The sequence below is a fragment of the Micromonospora sp. CPCC 206060 genome (genome assembly GCF_036906895.1).
Lineage (GTDB): Bacteria > Actinomycetota > Actinomycetes > Mycobacteriales > Micromonosporaceae > Micromonospora.
In genome coordinates this window covers 106,770-122,782 of record NZ_JBAKHU010000005.1, presented here as the reverse complement: position 1 = coordinate 122,782, position 16,013 = coordinate 106,770, and the positions used below count along the sequence as shown (strand labels likewise).

16 protein-coding genes are annotated in these 16,013 nt (G+C 72.4%); 7 read left to right on the top strand and 9 right to left on the bottom strand.

From position 1 onward, the window contains the following. Positions 1-54: 54 nt before the first annotated feature. Positions 55-1,233 (bottom strand): NAD(P)-dependent malic enzyme, encoded by a 1,179-nt coding sequence (locus V6U90_RS07095; protein ID WP_334432367.1) that lies wholly within the window; start codon positions 1,231-1,233, stop codon positions 55-57. A 138-nt stretch (positions 1,234-1,371) separates the two neighbouring features. Next, positions 1,372-1,692 carry a S26 family signal peptidase gene (locus V6U90_RS07090; RefSeq protein WP_334432366.1) on the bottom strand — a complete coding sequence of 107 codons (321 nt, stop codon included), beginning with the start codon at positions 1,690-1,692 and terminating at the stop codon, positions 1,372-1,374. An 84-nt stretch (positions 1,693-1,776) separates the two neighbouring features. Here V6U90_RS07090 and sodN point away from each other — a divergent pair, with 84 nt between their 5' ends. From sodN to V6U90_RS07075, 3 genes are read left to right on the top strand one after another with little or no spacing between them, the layout of a single operon-like run. After that, a complete protein-coding gene (gene sodN, locus V6U90_RS07085; protein ID WP_334432365.1) occupies positions 1,777-2,181 on the top strand; it encodes a superoxide dismutase, Ni in 405 nt (134 codons plus the stop codon). Further along, on the top strand, positions 2,178-2,738 hold the full coding sequence (locus V6U90_RS07080; RefSeq protein ID WP_442933540.1) for a GNAT family N-acetyltransferase: 561 nt from the start codon (positions 2,178-2,180) through the stop codon (positions 2,736-2,738). Before sodN ends, V6U90_RS07080 begins: the two co-directional genes overlap by 4 nt. After that, positions 2,735-3,142, top strand: a complete 408-nt coding sequence (locus V6U90_RS07075) for an ATP-binding protein (RefSeq protein ID WP_334432364.1) — start codon at positions 2,735-2,737, stop codon at positions 3,140-3,142. The genes V6U90_RS07080 and V6U90_RS07075 overlap by 4 nt, the downstream gene beginning before the upstream one ends. Positions 3,143-3,505: 363 nt before the next feature. On the opposite strand, the gene V6U90_RS07070 is transcribed toward V6U90_RS07075, so the two are convergent. Beyond that, positions 3,506-3,895: a hypothetical protein gene (locus V6U90_RS07070; RefSeq protein ID WP_334432362.1), complete on the bottom strand. Its 390-nt coding sequence runs from the start codon at positions 3,893-3,895 to the stop codon at positions 3,506-3,508. A 43-nt stretch (positions 3,896-3,938) separates the two neighbouring features. On the opposite strand from V6U90_RS07070, the gene V6U90_RS07065 reads away from it, so the two are divergent. Further along, the gene (locus V6U90_RS07065) at positions 3,939-4,889 is read left to right on the top strand and encodes a diacylglycerol/lipid kinase family protein (RefSeq protein WP_334432360.1); all 951 of its coding nucleotides are present in this window, start codon (positions 3,939-3,941) and stop codon (positions 4,887-4,889) included. A gap of 425 nt (positions 4,890-5,314) precedes the next feature. Continuing rightward, positions 5,315-5,572 (top strand): WhiB family transcriptional regulator, encoded by a 258-nt coding sequence (locus V6U90_RS07060; RefSeq protein ID WP_334432358.1) that lies wholly within the window; start codon positions 5,315-5,317, stop codon positions 5,570-5,572. 294 nt (positions 5,573-5,866) lie between these two features. Here the strand turns inward: V6U90_RS07060 and V6U90_RS07055 are convergent, their stop codons facing one another. Genes V6U90_RS07055 through V6U90_RS07040 form a run of 4 tightly spaced genes read right to left on the bottom strand, consistent with a single transcriptional unit; the run spans position 5,867 to position 9,294 of the window. Further along, the gene (locus V6U90_RS07055) at positions 5,867-6,652 is read right to left on the bottom strand and encodes a sirohydrochlorin chelatase (RefSeq protein ID WP_334432356.1); all 786 of its coding nucleotides are present in this window, start codon (positions 6,650-6,652) and stop codon (positions 5,867-5,869) included. Next, positions 6,634-7,398 (bottom strand): phosphoadenylyl-sulfate reductase, encoded by a 765-nt coding sequence (locus V6U90_RS07050; RefSeq protein WP_334432354.1) that lies wholly within the window; start codon positions 7,396-7,398, stop codon positions 6,634-6,636. The genes V6U90_RS07055 and V6U90_RS07050 overlap by 19 nt, the downstream gene beginning before the upstream one ends. Next, positions 7,395-7,559, bottom strand: a complete 165-nt coding sequence (locus V6U90_RS07045; protein WP_334432352.1) for a hypothetical protein — start codon at positions 7,557-7,559, stop codon at positions 7,395-7,397. Before V6U90_RS07045 ends, V6U90_RS07050 begins: the two co-directional genes overlap by 4 nt. Positions 7,560-7,572: 13 nt before the next feature. Further along, positions 7,573-9,294: a nitrite/sulfite reductase gene (locus V6U90_RS07040; protein WP_334432350.1), complete on the bottom strand. Its 1,722-nt coding sequence runs from the start codon at positions 9,292-9,294 to the stop codon at positions 7,573-7,575. Positions 9,295-9,680: 386 nt separating this feature from the next. On the opposite strand from V6U90_RS07040, the gene V6U90_RS07035 reads away from it, so the two are divergent. Then, positions 9,681-11,096 carry a glycosyltransferase family 39 protein gene (locus V6U90_RS07035; RefSeq protein ID WP_334432347.1) on the top strand — a complete coding sequence of 472 codons (1,416 nt, stop codon included), beginning with the start codon at positions 9,681-9,683 and terminating at the stop codon, positions 11,094-11,096. A gap of 83 nt (positions 11,097-11,179) precedes the next feature. On the opposite strand, the gene V6U90_RS07030 is transcribed toward V6U90_RS07035, so the two are convergent. Continuing rightward, complete coding sequence (locus V6U90_RS07030) at positions 11,180-12,700, bottom strand: sensor histidine kinase (protein ID WP_334432345.1); 1,521 nt, start codon at positions 12,698-12,700, stop codon at positions 11,180-11,182. Positions 12,701-12,790: 90 nt separating this feature from the next. After that, complete coding sequence (locus V6U90_RS07025; protein WP_334432490.1) at positions 12,791-13,825, bottom strand: SIS domain-containing protein; 1,035 nt, start codon at positions 13,823-13,825, stop codon at positions 12,791-12,793. Positions 13,826-14,041: 216 nt separating this feature from the next. Here V6U90_RS07025 and V6U90_RS07020 point away from each other — a divergent pair, with 216 nt between their 5' ends. Continuing rightward, on the top strand, positions 14,042-15,883 hold the full coding sequence (locus V6U90_RS07020; protein WP_334432488.1) for a tetratricopeptide repeat protein: 1,842 nt from the start codon (positions 14,042-14,044) through the stop codon (positions 15,881-15,883). The last annotated feature ends 130 nt before the right edge of the window (positions 15,884-16,013 follow it).

The window sequence follows — 16,013 nt, the reverse complement described above, 5'->3', positions numbered from 1 at the left end:
AAGAAGGGCCCCTTCCTATACAGAAAGCGATAAGAAGGGGCCCTTCCTTACATCTCAGCGGCGGGCGACGCCGTCGCGGCGGGCCGCCTCGGCGACGGCCTCGGCGACCGCCGGCGCGACGCGCGGGTCCAGTGCCGAGGGGACGATCGCGTCCACGGTCAGCGAGTCGGCCACCACGGCGGCGATCGCGTCGGCGGCCGCCACCTTCATCCCGTCGGTGATCCGGGTGGCGCGGGCGTCCAGGGCGCCCCGGAAGATCCCGGGGAAGGCCAGCACGTTGTTGATCTGGTTGGGGAAGTCGCTGCGCCCGGTGGCGATCACCGCCACGTGCCGCGCCGCCACCTCGGGGTGCACCTCGGGGGTCGGGTTGGCCAGGGCGAAGACGATGCCACCGGGGGCCATCCCGGCGACCGCCTCCTCGGGGATCTGCCCGCCGGAGACCCCGATCAGCACGTCCGCGTCGCGCAGCGCCACGGTGATGTCGCCGGTACGCCCGGCGGCGTTGGTCGTCGCGGCCAACTCCGCCTTGGCCCCGGTCAGGCCGGTCCGGTCCGGGCCGAGAATGCCGCGCGAGTCGCAGATGACCATGTCGCCGGGGCTGACCCCGCCGGCCACCAGCATCCGGGTCACCGCCACCCCGGCGGCACCGGCCCCGCTGACCACCACCCGCAGGTCGCCGAGCTTGCGGTTGAGCAGCGCGGCGGCGTTGCGCAGGGCGGCCAGCACGACGATCGCGGTGCCGTGCTGGTCGTCGTGGAAGATCGGGATGGGCAGGGCCTCGTCCAGTCGGCGCTCGACCTCGAAGCACCGGGGCGCGCTGATGTCCTCCAGGTTGATGCCCCCGAACGAGGGGGCGAGCGCGGTGACCACCGCGACGATCTCGTCCACGTCCTGGGTGTCCAGGCAGATCGGCACCGCGTCGACATCGGCGAACTGCTTGAACAGGGCGGCCTTGCCCTCCATGACCGGCATGGCGGCCCGGGGGCCGATGTTGCCGAGGCCGAGTACGGCGGAGCCGTCGGTCACCACGGCGACCGTGTGACCTACCCAGGTGTAGTCGTCCACCAGGGCCGGTTCGGCGGCGATCGCCTCACAGACCCGGGCCACGCCGGGGGTGTACGCCAGGGAGAGGTCCTCCCGGCTGGCCAACGGGACGGTCGAGGCGACGGCGAGCTTGCCGCCGGCGTGCAGACGGAAGACGGGATCAGCAGGATCCACAGTGGACGCAGACATCGGTGACTCCAGGGTCTGTCGAGCAGCTGGAATGGCCGGCTCGACACCCGGTCGGCGCTGAGCGGGCACAGCGGTGCGGGGGTCACCCGGGCACCTACCGAGCATAGTTCCGAGGGTGGGTCACGGATGTGAGCAGGGTCATACTCGGGGGTAACGGAACCGCCACCTGGGCCGGGGCCAGTAGCGGGCCACCACCCGGCCCCGTACGTCGAGCACCCCGTAGGCCCGGGAGTCGTCGGCGACCAGCCCGTTGTCCCCCTGCACCCACCAGCCGCCGTCGGTGGCGCGGACCGCCCGCTTGACCACCAGCAGATCGGGACGGCTGCGAAAGACCCCGACCACGATGTCGCCGGGCCGGACCGCCCGGCCGCCGCCCCGGACCAGGAGCGCGTCGCCGTGCCGCAGCGTCGGTGACATGGACGGGCCGGTCACCAGCACGGCGTACAGGGCGGACGGCATCGAGTTCGGCCTCCGGGCCGTAGGGCGGGTGGTGCAGGAGTAATGTCGGCTTGGATCATCGCAAACTTCCCTTGGAGGGTCCTGATGCGACTTCCCCGCATCCTTTCGCCACGCGTCGTTGCCAGCGCCCACTGCGACCTGCCGTGCGGTGTCTACGACCCGGCCCAGGCCCGGATCGAGGCCGAGTCGGTCAAGGCGATCTGTGAGAAGTACCAGGCGAACACCGACCCCGAGTTCCGTACCCGGGCGCTGATCATCAAGGAGCAGCGGGCGGATCTCGTCAAGCACCACCTCTGGGTGCTGTGGACGGACTACTTCAAGCCGGCGCACTTCGAGAAGTACCCGCACCTGCACCAGCTCTTCAACGAGGCGACCAAGCTGGCCGGGGCCAGCGGCGCCAAGGGCTCGGCCGACCCGGCCAAGGCCGACGAGCTGCTCCAGAAGATCGACGAGATCGCGAAGATCTTCCGGGAGACCAAGCAGGCGTGACCCACGCGGTCAACGCACCGACGATCCGGCCGGCACGGGTGACCGACGTGCCGGCCATCGTCGCCATGGTGCACGAGCTGGCCGAGTACGAGCGGGCCCCGGACGAGTGCCACCTGACCGGGGAGCAGCTGCACGCGGCGCTCTTCGGCCCGGCACCCGCGCTCTTCGGCCACGTCGCGGTGGACGCGACGGGCACCCCGGTCGGCTTCGCCCTCTGGTTCCGCAACTTCTCCACCTGGGCCGGCGTACACGGCATCTACCTTGAGGACCTCTACGTCCGCCCGGCGGCCCGGGGCACCGGCGCCGGCCGGCTGCTGCTCGCCACCCTCGCCGCGATCTGCGTCGAGCGGGGCTACCGGCGGCTGGAGTGGTGGATGATCCACTGGAACCCGGCGGCGGAGTTCTACCGGGCCATCGGGGCGGTCCAGATGACCGAGTGGGTGCCGTACCGGCTCAGCGGGGAGGCACTGCGGGCGCTGGCCGGACGCGCCGGGGCGGCGACCGACCCGGCGGGCGTCCGAGAGGGTAGAGTCCCCGTCCAGGGGGATGAGGCGTGACTCAACTGACCGGCCAGTCGACGATCGATGACGACGTCGTGCTGCTGACCGTGCCCGCAGACGGCGGCTACCTCGGCGTGCTGCGTACCGCGACCGCCGGGCTCGCTGCCCGGCTGCACTTCGCCCTCGACGAGATCGAGGATCTGCGAATCGCGGTGGACGAGGCCTGCGCCATGCTGCTCGCCGTCGCCACCCGCGACGCCGAGCTGGACTGCCGGTTCGCGGTGACCGAGGACGCGCTGACCGTCGAGGTGACGGTGCCGACCGTGGCCGGCGCCCGGCTGCCCGCCGAGTCGTCCTTCGCCTGGAAGGTGCTGACCGCGCTGACCACCTCCGCGACGGCGACCATGTCCGGCGGTCGGGCCACCATCGGGCTACTGACCCGGCGCGGCACCGGCCGCTGACCGGGCAACCCAGGCCATCGCGGCACCTCGCCAGCCGGGAACCCACCTGCCCCAGCCCTGTCCGGGCCCCTGGTTCAGGAACGCCCCCTGATCCACTCGGTTTTCAGGAAACCGGGCTGTCTGGCCGAAGCTGACACCGCGACTACCAGGTAAGCGAGTGGATCGCTGGACGGTCGGGGCAGATCGGAGCAGGGAGACAGGTGGCCAGTGTCATCCGGCTGGATAGCCTGCCCTGGTGTGCCGGCACAGACGGTGCAGCTCGACAGGCAGCGACTCGACAGGCGGCGACCCGGAGTCTGCGCCGGAGGTCCGCTGCGGGACGAAACCCACAGGGACAGCCCCTGATCGGCTCGTTTGCGCGGATCACTCGAAGCCGAGGGCCCGGTTGGTCGGGCCGCTCACCAGGAGACCCACCACCAGCAGCCCGAGCAGGGCCAGTGGCACGCCGAGCCAGCCCAGACCGCCCTGCACCATGTAGTAGCCGACCGGCAGCAGCATCAGCTCCAGCACGATCGCCGGCGCCCGGGCCCCGACCCGACGGCGGGCCAGTGCGCCGCCCAGGGCCCAGAGGGCGACCGCGCCGCCGATGGCGAAGGCGGTGATCAGCAGGGCCGAGAGGAGGTCCACCGCGGTCGCCGTGAGGTCCTCGTAGATCAGGAACGCGGCGACCAGGCCGAGCCCGACCGATTCGGCACGGAGCAGCCGGACTGCCCAGTGCAACGGCGGCGGTACCGGGTCGGAGTCGATCGTCACGGGCGCCACGATACCCGGGGTCACGCACGGTACAGTGCCGCCCATGCGGGCCGTCCTGGTGGTCAATCCCAAAGCCACCACCACCAGCGAGCGCAGTCGGGACGTCCTCGTCCGGGCGCTGCGTAGCGAAGTCGACCTCACCGTGCGGTACACCCGGCGCCGGGGACACGCGACCGACCTCGCCCGGGAGGCGGCCGAGCAGGGGGTGGACCTGGTGGTCACCCTCGGTGGCGACGGCACGGTCAACGAGGTGGTCAACGGACTGCTCACCGCCCAGCCGGCGACCATGGACCCGGCCCGACCGTCGGCCGAGCGGCTGCCGGCACTGGCCACCGTCCCCGGTGGCTCCACCAACGTCTTCGCCCGTGCCCTGGGACTGCCCCGGGAGTGGCCGGAGGGGACGAGCATGATCCTGGAAGGGCTGCGGCTGGGCCGGTCCCGGACCATCGGGCTCGGCCGGGCCGACGACCGCTACTTCACCTTCTGCGCCGGCTTCGGACTGGACGCCGCAGTGGTGCACCGGGTGGAGACGTCCCGGCGGAAGGGCCGGGTCTCCACTCCGGCGCTGTATCTACGGTCCGCAATCAGCCACTACTTCGTCGGTAGTGACCGGCGGCACCCGACGATCCGACTGGAGCGCCCCGACGAGCCGGCCGAGGGCGAGTTGGCCACGGTGATCGTGCAGAACACCGCGCCCTGGACCTATCTGGGTGAGCGCGAGGTCAATCCCAACCCGGAGGCCTCGTTCGACCTGGGGCTCGACGTGATGGCGCTGCGTCAGCTGCGGGTGGCCAGTACGGCACGGACGGCGGCCCAGATCCTCTCCCGGCGGCCCGATCCGCACGGCCGACAGGTGTTCCGGCTGCATGACCTGGACGAGTTCATCCTGGTTTCGTCCCGTCCCCAGCCCTTCCAGCTGGACGGGGACTACCTCGGGGAGCGGGAGAAGGTGCGTTTCACATCCGTACCGGCCGCACTACGAGTAATCTGCTGACCCTGGGGTACTGCCTCGGTGTCGGCCCCCCGCATCCGGCAGCGAAGGGTAGGTGCCGGAAATGCCAGCATTGTCGCACGGACTGTACTATATTGATTCTTGGCTGTCGCACGACGGGCACCAGGACGCTCGGGAACCCGGACAAAAGGGTCGTGAGCTTGCTCACCCGTTCGGAGTTTTTCTGAGCGCCACTCTTGACATCGGCAAAGTTCGTGAAAGTATTCACAAGCGAACTTGAGTTACCGGGACATTGCCTGGATATGCTTACTGGGTTGAGCGGGTTCCAGCAGGCCCCTGGCCTAACAGCTTGCTCACGCGCTGCCGAATTGATGGACGCGAACCGTCACCATCGGCTCCGCGGATGCATATAGGAAAAGAAGATCGAGCAACAACTGCCACCCACCAGATTGAGGAGTGTTGCCGCCATGGACTGGCGTCACCATGCTGCCTGCCGCGACGAAGACCCGGAGCTGTTCTTCCCGATCGGGACGTCCGGCCCCGCACTGCTGCAGGTCGAGCAGGCCAAGGCCGTCTGCCGGCGCTGCTCCGCGACCGACGAGTGCCTGAAGTGGGCGCTCGAATCCGGTCAGGACGCTGGCGTCTGGGGCGGAATGAGCGAGGAGGAACGGCGCGCCGTCAAGCGTCGTGGTGGCCTCCGGGTACTGCGCGCTCACTCCGCCTGATCCATCCGTACCAAAGCATCAACGCCCCGGCGGTCTTCCCCCGCCGGGGCGTTCTGCGTCTGCAGCAACCGAACTGATCAGTCAGTCTCTCCCGCACCACTTGAATGGCCTCACTCACATCTGCGGAAATGGCCGTTACCAAGCGCTGCGATCGTCGTTACTAAACGAATACGCGATGACGATCGGCTCCCGGATGCGACCCCGGTCACTTCCCACAGTGCGATGGCGATCACTTTCCGATAAGTGTGGCTGCTTCACATCCGGAAAGACGATCATCGCCGTTATCGACAGTCATCATCCGGTTACGGATCCGACCCGACTCAGGATCAACTCCACCAACTCCGGAGCGTCACCGAGCGGCGCCGCCACCGCCACCGCACCCGCGTCCCGGGCCGCGACGGCAGCGGCGTCGTAGAGCCGCCCAGGGGCGAGGAAGTAGGCCGCTGCCGCCACCCTGCGGGCACCGGCCGCCCGGAGCCCCTGCACCGCCACATCGACGGTGGGTGGGGCCGCTGAGGCGTACGCGGGGACACAGGGCACCCCGAGCGCCGCCCCGAGCCTCTCCGCGACCCGCTCCACGGTCAGCCGGGCGGCGGCATCCCGGGTACCGGCCGCCGCCAGCACCACCGCGTCGAAGCCGTCCGGCGCCGCCTCGGTCAGCCGGCGGCGCAGCCCGGCGAGGAGTGCACCGTGCACCGGACCGGACCGGGCCGGCATCCCGTCCGCCGGACCGGGTTCCGGCCCGAGGACCCGGGTGACCCGGACCGGGATCCGCAGACCCGCCGAGCGGGCCTGCTCCACGGCCGCCGGAACATCCACCCGACCGTGGTAGGCCGCGGTCAGCAGCAGGGGCACCAGTACCGCACAGGGGTGCCCGCCGGCCTCCAGGTCACCGAGCACGGCGTCCGGCGCCGGAATGGTGTGGTCGAGATAGCTCTCCCGAACCGCGAGGTCGGTGACGGCCGTACGGACCGCCCGGGCCAGCGCCCGGGTGGACGCGGCGGCGCGCGGGTCCCGGCTGCCGTGGGCAACCAGGACCAGCGCGCCGCCCGACCCGACAGTCAGAGGTGCAGACCGCACTCGGTCTTCTCGAACATCGCCCACCGGCCGGCCCGGGGGTCCTCACCGGCCTTCGTACGGCGGGTGCACGGCCAGCACCCGATGGAGCTGTAGCCCTGCCGGAACAGATCGTTGACCGGCACGTTCCACCGGCGGATGTACGCGTCGACCTCCGCCTGGCTCCACGCCGCGATCGGGTTGACCTTGACCTTGCCGCGCCGCGTGTCGAACGCCACCACCGGCGTGTTGGCCCGGGTCGGCGACTCGTCCCGGCGCAGTCCCGCCGCCCAGGCGTCGTACCCGTCGAGCGCCCGCTCCAGCGGCTCGACCTTGCGCAGCTGGCAGCAGTTGTCCGGGGACTTGTTGAACAGCCGGGGACCGTACTCGCCGTCCTGCTGCCCCACCGTCATCCGGGGCCGGATGGACCGCACGTTGACCGGCAGGGTGCGGGCCACCTCGTCGCGTACCCGCAGCGTCTCCGGGAAATGCAGCCCGGTGTCGAGGAAGACCACGTCGACCCCGGGCGCCACCCGGGAGACCAGGTGGGCCACCACCGCGTCCGCCATCGAACTCGTGACGCAGAACCGGTCGCCGAACGTCTCCGCCGCCCAGCGGGCGATCTCCAGAGCCGGCGCACCCTCCAGGTCCCGCCCGGCCGCCTCGGCCAGGGCGCGCAGTTCGTCGGCCGGGCGCCGGACCGGGTCGGCACCGGTGGGAGCGCCACCGAGCTGGACCAGACCGAGGCCCACCGCAGAAACCCGGGTCATGACGAAACCACCGCCCCCCGGGCAAGCAGACCGGTGAACTTCACGGTGAAGACCCGGGTGCAGGCGTGACACTCCCAGGCGCCGTGCGACTGCTCGTTGGGGCGCAGGTCCTCCTCGCCGCAGTACGGGCAGTAGAGCGGCGCGGCTCTGTTCTCGCTCATCGCGTCACCTCGCTCATCGCAACTCTTCCTCGTCGGCCCGGTGGACCCACTGGGCGAACGTCTCGCCCTCGGTCCGACCGGCCAGGTAGTGCCGGGCCAGTCGTTCGACGTACCCGGGAAGCTCCTCTGCGGTGGTCTTCAGGCCGCGCAGCTTGCGGCCGAAGCCCGCGCTCTGGCCGGCCGCCATGCCCAGTCCCCCACCCAGGTGGACCTGGAAGCCCTCCACCTGACGGCCGTCCGGGCCGACCACCAGCTGACCCTTGAGACCGATGTCGGCGGTCTGGGTCCGGGCGCAGGCGTTCGGGCAACCGTTGATGTGGATGGAGATGTCCGCGTCGAACCCGCGCAGCTGCTCCTCCAGCCGGGCCACCACCTCCTCGCCACGCGCCTTGGTCTCGACGATGGCGAGCTTGCAGTACTCGATGCCGGTGCAGGCCATGGTGCCGCGCCGCCAGGCCGACGGGAACGCCTCCAGTCCGATCCCGCGCAGCGCGCCGACCAGCGAGTCGGTCCGGTCCGCCGGCACGTCCAGCACCAGCAGCTTCTGGTACGGGGTGAGCGCGACCCGGCCGCTGCCGTGCGCCTCGACGATGTCGGCGAGCTGGGCGAGCTGCCCGCCGGAGACCCGACCGACCACCGGGGCGGCGCCGACGTAGTACCGGCCGTCCCGCTGGGCGTGTACCCCGATGTGGTCGACCGGCTTCTCCGGCAGCGCCGGCGGCGGCCCGTCCAGCAGGGCCCGGCCCAGGTACTCCTTCTCCAGTACCTCCCGGAACTTCGCCACGCCCCAGTCGGCGACCAGGAACTTCAGCCGGGCGCGGTGCCGCAGCCGGCGGTAGCCGTAGTCCCGGAAGATTCCGACCACCCCGGCCCAGACGTCCGGTATCTCGGCCAGCGGCACCCAGACCCCGAGCCGCTGGGCGAGCATCGGGTTGGTCGACAGGCCGCCACCGACCCAGAGGTCGAAACCCGGACCGTGGTCGGGGTGCTCGACGCCGAGGAACGAGATGTCGTTGACCTCGTACGGGGTGTCGACCAGCCAGGAGATCGACGACTTGAACTTGCGGGGCAGGTTGGAGAACTCGGGGTCGCCGACGTACCGCTGGATGATCTCGTCGATCGCCGGGGTCGGGTCCACCACCTCCGCCTCGGCGACCCCGGCGACCGGGCTGCCGAGCACGATCCGGGGACAGTCACCGCACGCCTCGGTGGTCTGCAGGCCGACCGACTCCAGCTGGCGCCAGATCTCCGGCATGTCCTCGACCCGGATCCAGTGGTACTGGATGTTCTGCCGGTCGGTGATGTCGGCGGTGTCGCGCGCGTAGCGCTGCGAGATGTCCGCGATCACCCGTAGCTGGGCCAGGGTGAGCTGTCCGCCGTCGATGCGGACCCGGAGCATGAAGTACTCGTCCTCCAGCTCGTGCGGCTCCAGCACGGCGGTGCGCCCGCCGTCGATGCCGGCCTTGCGCTGGGTGTAGAGACCCCACCAGCGGAACCGGCCCCGCAGGTCGGACGGGTCGATGGAGGCGAAGCCCCGGTGCGCGTAGATGTTCTCGATCCGGGCCCGGACGTTGAGCGGGTTGTCGTCCTTCTTGTTGCGCTCGTTCGGGTTGAGCGGCTCCCGGTGACCCAGCGCCCACTGCCCCTCACCGCGCGGCCGACGCGGCGCGCGGGCGGCGGAAGTGGCCGGGGTGGTGGGCTCGCCGGCCTGGGCCGGGATGCTGCTGACCGCCATCGCGGCGTCCTCCGTTGTCTGCTGTGGCGAATGGCTCGTGGAGCGCGAACGCGACGGCCAGCCCGGAATGGGGGGCTGTGGACAACGATGTCGAGAGAGCCGGCGCGGTGCGCGCCCGAGACACAGGGGTCGGGCGTCGTCAGTGGGCCGGACAGATCGCGCTGCGGACGCGGCCGTAATCGACGTGGCGGCGGGCCACGAAGCGGCGTTCCACAGCGGCGGTCATGCCGTTATGCTGCCACACCACCGTGGTCACGGCCAATGAATGCATGGTCCATCCCACATCACGGATCAGCTTTCCGGGGTCCGGCTAGGGGGTGTGCCCCAGGGCGGCATTTGCGCCGATCCGCCGCCGGCGGGGCGGGCCGGGATGACACGCTCGGCGCATGGGGCTGAGCCGGTACGGCTGGATCTGGCCGGTGCTGACCGCACTCGCCGTGACCGGGTACCGGCTGACCGGCGCCCAGCCGTGGCGGGACGAGCTGGCCACCTGGAGCGCCGCCGGCCGGGACGTCGACGACCTGTTCCGGATGGCCGGCACCATCGACGCGGTCAACGCCCCGTACTACCTGTTCATGCACGGCTGGACAGCGGTCTTCGGTGACTCGGTCGCCGCCCTGCGGGCCCCCGCCGTGCTCGCCACCGCCGCTGCGGCCGGGCTGGTGGCGGTACTCGGCAGGCTGCTCTTCTCGGCCCGGACCGGACTGGTCGCCGGTCTGTTCTACGCGGTAGTCCCGAGCACCTCCCGGTACGCCCAGGAGGCGCGCTCCTACGCCCTGGCCACCGCGTTCGCCCTGCTCGCCTCGGTCCTGCTGGTACGCGCGCTGCGCCGGCCGACGCCCGCGCGTTGGCTCGGGTACGCGCTCGCGGTGACCGTCCTCGGCCTGACCCACCTGGTGGCGCTCACCCTGCTCGCCGGCCACGCAGCGGGGGTGCTGGCGGCCGGCCGGGGGCGCCGGGACCGGTGGTGGGGCTGGCTGCTCGCCGTGGTGCCGGCGGTGCTCGCGCTGACCCCGCTGGTGGTGCTCGGCCGCGGTCAGCAGGGCCGGCAGCTGGACTGGGTGGACCCGCCGACCCCGGGTGACCTGGCCGCGCTCCCCGGCGTCCTCGCGCAGAGCGGCCAGGTCGGCGGGCTGCTGCTCGGCCTGGCCACGCTCGGGGCGGTCAGCCGGGGTCGGCGGGGGCTCGCCGTCGCCGGATGCGTGCTGCTGCCCACCGTGCTGCTCCTCGTCGCCGGCCTGGCCACCCCGCTGTGGGTACCGCGCTACCTGACCTTCACGGTGCCCTTCGGCTGCCTGCTCGCCGCCGTCGCACCCGGCACGCTGCGGCTGCGCGCCGCGCTTCTGGTGGTCGCCGTCACCGCCCTGCTCGGGGTTCCCGAACAGCTCGCCCTGCGGCGTACCCACGAATGGCCCCGGACCGCTCCGGTCGACTACGCCGGAGCCGCCCGGATCATCGCCGACGGGCAGCGCCCCGGGGATGCGGTCGTCTACTCGCCCCGGGACGGCTGGCGGTTCCTGGACCTGGCAATGGCGTACCACCTGCGCGGGCGGCCCCAGCCCCGGGACGCGCTGCTGGTGCGGGACCAGGCCGCCCGGGGTGACCTCTGGGTCGACGAGTGCGCCGACCCGGCACCGTGCCTGGCCGGCCACGACCGGGTGTGGCTGCTGGTCGCCGGTACCCCGGCGGATCCGCCCGGGGCGGTCACCGGGGCCAGGGGCGCGGCACTGCGCACCGGTTACCGGACCGAACGGAGCTGGCGGGTCCCCGGACTCACCGTGGCGCTGCTGACCCGACGCTGAACCCGGTCCCTACCCGCGACGCGGGCGGCGCCGCCACCCACCGGCGGCGCCTCAGCGGACCCGGGCGGCGCGCGGGGGGTGCCTCAGCGGACCCGGGCGGCGGCCAGCGGGACGATCAGCACCGCCTCGGTGCCACCGCCGGCCCGGTTCCGCAGCTCGATGGTGCCGCGCAGCTCCCCGGTGGCCAGCGCCCGGACGATCTGCAGACCGAGCCGCCCGGAGGAGTCCGCGTCGAACTGCTCGGGCAGGCCCCGACCATTGTCCGCGACGGTGACGTGCAACTGCTTGCGGAACCGGTGGGCGGAGACCACCACCTCGGCCCCGCCCATCGCCGGCTCACCCTCACCCGGCGGCGGGAAACCGTGTTCGACCGCGTTGAGCAGCAGCTCGTTGAGGACCATCACCAGGGACGTGGCGATCTCGGCGGGTAGCACCCCGAAGGTGCCCTCCCGGCGCATCCGGACCGCCACCTCGGTCGCGGCCACCTCGGTCGCCGCGCTCGCCACCCGGTCGACGATCCCGTCGAACTCGACCGCCTCGTCGCTGGACATGGAGAGGGTCTCGTGCACCAGGGCGATCGAGGCGACCCGACGTACCGACTCCTCCAGCGCGACCTTGGCGGCCGGAATGCCGACCCGGCGGGCCTGGAGCCGCAGCAGCGCCGCCACGGTCTGCAGGTTGTTCTTCACCCGGTGGTGGATCTCCCGGATGGTGGCGTCCTTGGTGATCAGCGCCCGGTCCCGGCGGCGTACCTCGGTGATGTCGCGGACCAGCACCAGGGCGCCGATCGGCACTCCGGCGGGCATCAGCGGCAGGGCCCGGGTGAGCATGGTGGCACCCCGGGCGTCCAGCTCCCGGCGCGGCGGGGCCTCGCCGCGCAGCGCAGCGAGCATCCCGTTGGCCACGTCGGTGCCCTCCAGCGGGTCGGTGGCGAGCCGCTGGTTCAGCGCCGCGAGATCCTCACCGACCAGGTGGGCGGAGAACCCCAGCCGCCGGTACGCCGACTGCGCGTTCGGGCTGGCGTAGGTGACCTTGCCGTTGGCGTCCAACCGGATCAGCCCGTCACCGACCCGGGGCGCCGAGGTGGTCTCGCCGGGGTGCCGGGGCGGCGGGAACGTGCCGTCGGCGACCATCTGGGCCAGGTCGTCGGCGGTGGTGAGGTAGTTCAGTTCGAGCTGACTCGGGGTCCGGGCGGTGGAGAGGTTGGTGTCCCGGCCGACCACCGCGATCACCTCGGAGTCCCCGTCCCCGCGACGCAGCCGTACCGGGATCGCCTCGTGCCGGGCCGGCACGTCGCCGTACCAGACCGGGTCGCCCTCCCGCCAGATCCGGCCCTGGCTGTAGGCGATGGTCAGGTGGGCGATCTCCGGCCCGCCGACGATCCGCCCGACCTGGTCGTCCTGGTACGCGGTCGGCGCGGTGGTCGGCCGGACCTGGGCGACGCAGAGGAACGTCTCGTCGTTGTCGACGGGTACCCAGAGCAGCAGGTCGGCGAAGGAGAGGTCGGACAGGAGCTGCCAGTCCCCGGCCACCCGGTGCAGATGGTCGATGTCGGCGGGCCGGAGGTTGGTGTGCTCCTCAGCAAGGTCGCGCAGCGTGGACACGGGGCAAGCCTGCCACGCCCCCGGCCGGACCACCGGTCAAGGGCCCACTGTCGCCGGCCGCCGGTCGCGGGCCACCGGCGACCGGGGAGGTCACAGCGTGGTGGTGACCTTCTTCAGCCCACGCGGCGCGTCCGGGTCCTCGCCCCGGGCCAGCGCCAGGGCCAGGGCGAGCTGCTGCAGCGGCAGGATGTCGAGCAGCGGGGCGTACCGCTCGTCGATCTCGGGCACGCCCAGCCGGGCGGTCGCCCCGGCGATGTCGGCGGAGCCGACGGTGACCACGTCCGCGCCGCGTTCACCGAGGCGGGGCAGCACCTCGCGCATCGAGTCGCCGCCCGGGCCGGAGCCGACCACCGCGAGCACCGGCACGTCCGGGTCGGTCATCGCCAGCGGGCCGTGCAGCAGGTCCGCCCCGGAGAAGGCGAGCGCGGGCAGGTACGAGGTCTCCATCAGCTTCAGCGCCGCCTCCCGGGCTGTCGGGTAGGCGTACCCCCGACCGGTGGTGACCAGCCGGGCGGCGAACCGGTAGCGGTGGGCGAGCTGGGCCGGGGTCCGGTCGGCCAGGGTGCGCTCGGCGAGCCCGGGGAGCGTGTCGAGGGCGGCCCGCTCGGCGGCGGGCAACACCCCGTCACCGGCCCGTACGCCCTCGATGAGCATCAGCAGCGCGAGCAGTTCGGCGGTGTACGTCTTGGTGGCGGCGACCGCGCGTTCGTGCCCGGCGCAGACGTCGACGGAGAGTTCGGCGATGCCGGCGAGCGGCGACGAGGGGGCGTTGGTCACCGCGACGGTGAGCGCCCCGGCGGCCCGGGCCACCCGGAGCACCTCGGCCAGGTCGGCGGAGCCACCACTCTGGCTGACCCCGACGACCAGCGCGTCGGAGAGGTCGGGGCGGGCGCCGAAGAGGGTGATGGCGCTGGGCGAGGCGAGCCCGGCCGGCAGGCCGAGCCGGATCTCGGTGAGGTACGCGGCGTAGAGCGCGGCGTGGTCGGAGGTCCCCCGGGCGGTGAACACCACGTGCCGGGGGCTGCGGGCGGCGATGACGGCGGCCACCTCGGCGATCGCGGCGACGGGCCCGGTCTCCAGCAACCGGGCGTACCCGGCCGGCTGCTCCGCGATGTCGGCGGCCATTCCGGCCCCTGATTGTGTCACCCGTACCTCTCCTCACGTCTACGATTGCGCGTTTGCCGCGCATTTGGTGCTCAGTCTTGCACGGTTTCGCCGGTACGAGCAATCCATCGAACACCAATGAGCAGTTGATCACCAATAACCGCGATCATGGCCTAGGCTGCGCTGCGCAACATGACGGGACCGAACCGTGAGCGAGAGGCCGACGTGTCGGAGGGAATGGACGATCCGCGCCTGAGCGCCGAGGGTGAACTGGCGCTGGCGCGGCTGGCACTGGCCGAAGGCGACCTGTCCCACGCCGCCGGTCATCTCGCCGTCGCGCTGACCCATGCCCCCACCATGCCCGAGGTGCATGAGGTACTGGCCCAGATCGCGGTCCGCGACCAGGGCGGGATCGACCTGTTCCCGCTGGACCGGCATGCCTTCATCGGTGCGGTGGTGGCCCGGGCGCACCTGCTCGCCGCCGCCGGCCGACCCGCCGAAGGGCTGGAACTGCTGGCCGCCGCGACCGCGCACGCACCCGAGGCGGACTGGGCCGGAGTGCCCTGGGTGGTCGCTCCCGACCTCGGTCTCCGGATCACCCCTGATGTCGCCGCGCGGGTGCTGATGGGGCTCTGCGCCGCACTGCCGGACCCGGTACCGGCCGCGAACCGCCCGCCGCTGACGCCGTACCTCGCCCTGGCCCGCCACGCCGTCACCGCGCATCCGACGCACGGCCTGCTGCTCGGCGCGGCCTCCGCGCTGGCCCGCCGGCTCGGCGAGGTGGACCTGGCGCTCGACTGGGCACAGCGGGGCGTCGAGGCGGCGCCGTCGAAGCTCGGCGAGGTCTGGCTCGGGTACGCCTACCGCAGCGCCGACCGGTTGGAGGAGGCGCTCGCCGCGCTGGAACGCGCCGTCGAGCACGACCCGGACGACCTGTCGGTGTACGCCGACATCGCCGGCACCCTCGCCGACCACGGCCGGTTGGAAGCGGCGTTGACCTGGACCGACCGGGCGCTGGAGCGCGACCCGACCTTCGACTGCGCGGTGCACACCGCGCACCGGCTGCGCTACCGGCGGGACGGGGAACTGCACCACCTGGTCGGGCTGGCCGACTTCCAGCGGGAGCATCCGGACGACTCACACGAGCACAGCGACCTGGCCGAGTGCTGCCAGGGGCAGCCCTGGCTGGGACAGCTCCCGACGGCCGGCGAGGCGGTGGTGGACGCGCTGCGACGGGTACTCGCCGCCGGTGGCACCGGCGACCGGGCGGACGTGGTCGGCGAACTCCGGCTGAGCGGGCTGGAGGCACCGAGCGCACTACAGGCGGTGGGGGCCGCCCTGCCCGGCCTGACCCTGATGGTGGCCGGGATCGCCGAGCCGGACCTGCGCCAGCCCCGTCGGCCCGGGGTCCGGCAACTGTGGCGCTGGGTGGACACCGCGCCGGAGCCGGTCCTGGCGTCCCCGTCGGACGAGGCGGTACGGCAGATCCGGCAGCTCGCCCATCCGGCCTGGCCGCACCCACCGGCCGCCTACGACGCGGCGGTACGGCTGGCCACGCTGACCGTGGACGACCTGTTGGCGCTGCTGGTGCACCCGCCCGCTCCGCCGGCCACCCCGCTCGGTCGGGCGCTCACCGAGCACGACCCGACGCTCTGGGTACGGTGCGTCCAGGTGTGGGCGTGCCTGGGGCTGCTGCACCACCGCACCGACGAGCCGTGGGCGGACTCGGCCCGTCGGGCCGTCCTGCTCGACCTGGTCTGGGGGGTCGAGGACTGGATCACCGAGGCGGCCCTCTTCGCCCTGGTCACCGCGGCCTGGGTGGACCCCTCGGTACGCCCGGACGTGGCCCGGATCGCCGCGGAACGGCTTGCCGACGTGATCGCGGTGGCCCGTCGGCGGCCGGTGTCGATCGCGGAGTCGCTGGCCCGGCTCGTCCTGGCCGCCCCCGGACTCGACCCGACCGTGGCGGCCACCGCCCGGGACCTGATCACCGCACAGTCCACCCCGGCGGCCGGTACGTCGACACCGACCCCCGGGGTACTACGCCGCCTGTTGCGCCGCCTCACCTTCTGGCGCTGACTCCCTGCTCCCTGACCCCGCTGACCCCGCTGACCCCGCTGACCAGTCGATCATGAGGTTGACGGCCTTCCGGATCTCCAGGGTGGCCGTCAACCTCATGGTCAACCGCAGGGGGGTGCCGGCGTGGACG

Excerpts from the sequence above, each read along its gene's own strand:
- V6U90_RS07095 (WP_334432367.1), bottom strand. The coding sequence starts at position 1,233 with ATGTCTGCGTCCACTGTGGATCCTGCTGATCCCGTCTTCCGTCTGCAC.
- V6U90_RS07090 (WP_334432366.1), bottom strand. The coding sequence starts at position 1,692 with ATGCCGTCCGCCCTGTACGCCGTGCTGGTGACCGGCCCGTCCATGTCA.
- sodN (WP_334432365.1), top strand. The coding sequence starts at position 1,777 with ATGCGACTTCCCCGCATCCTTTCGCCACGCGTCGTTGCCAGCGCCCAC.
- V6U90_RS07065 (WP_334432360.1), top strand. The coding sequence starts at position 3,939 with ATGCGGGCCGTCCTGGTGGTCAATCCCAAAGCCACCACCACCAGCGAG.
- V6U90_RS07060 (WP_334432358.1), top strand. The coding sequence starts at position 5,315 with ATGGACTGGCGTCACCATGCTGCCTGCCGCGACGAAGACCCGGAGCTG.
- V6U90_RS07050 (WP_334432354.1), bottom strand. The coding sequence starts at position 7,398 with ATGACCCGGGTTTCTGCGGTGGGCCTCGGTCTGGTCCAGCTCGGTGGC.
- V6U90_RS07045 (WP_334432352.1), bottom strand. The coding sequence starts at position 7,559 with ATGAGCGAGAACAGAGCCGCGCCGCTCTACTGCCCGTACTGCGGCGAG.
- V6U90_RS07040 (WP_334432350.1), bottom strand. The coding sequence starts at position 9,294 with ATGGCGGTCAGCAGCATCCCGGCCCAGGCCGGCGAGCCCACCACCCCG.
- V6U90_RS07035 (WP_334432347.1), top strand. The coding sequence starts at position 9,681 with ATGGGGCTGAGCCGGTACGGCTGGATCTGGCCGGTGCTGACCGCACTC.
- V6U90_RS07025 (WP_334432490.1), bottom strand. The coding sequence starts at position 13,825 with ATGGCCGCCGACATCGCGGAGCAGCCGGCCGGGTACGCCCGGTTGCTG.
- V6U90_RS07020 (WP_334432488.1), top strand. The coding sequence starts at position 14,042 with ATGGACGATCCGCGCCTGAGCGCCGAGGGTGAACTGGCGCTGGCGCGG.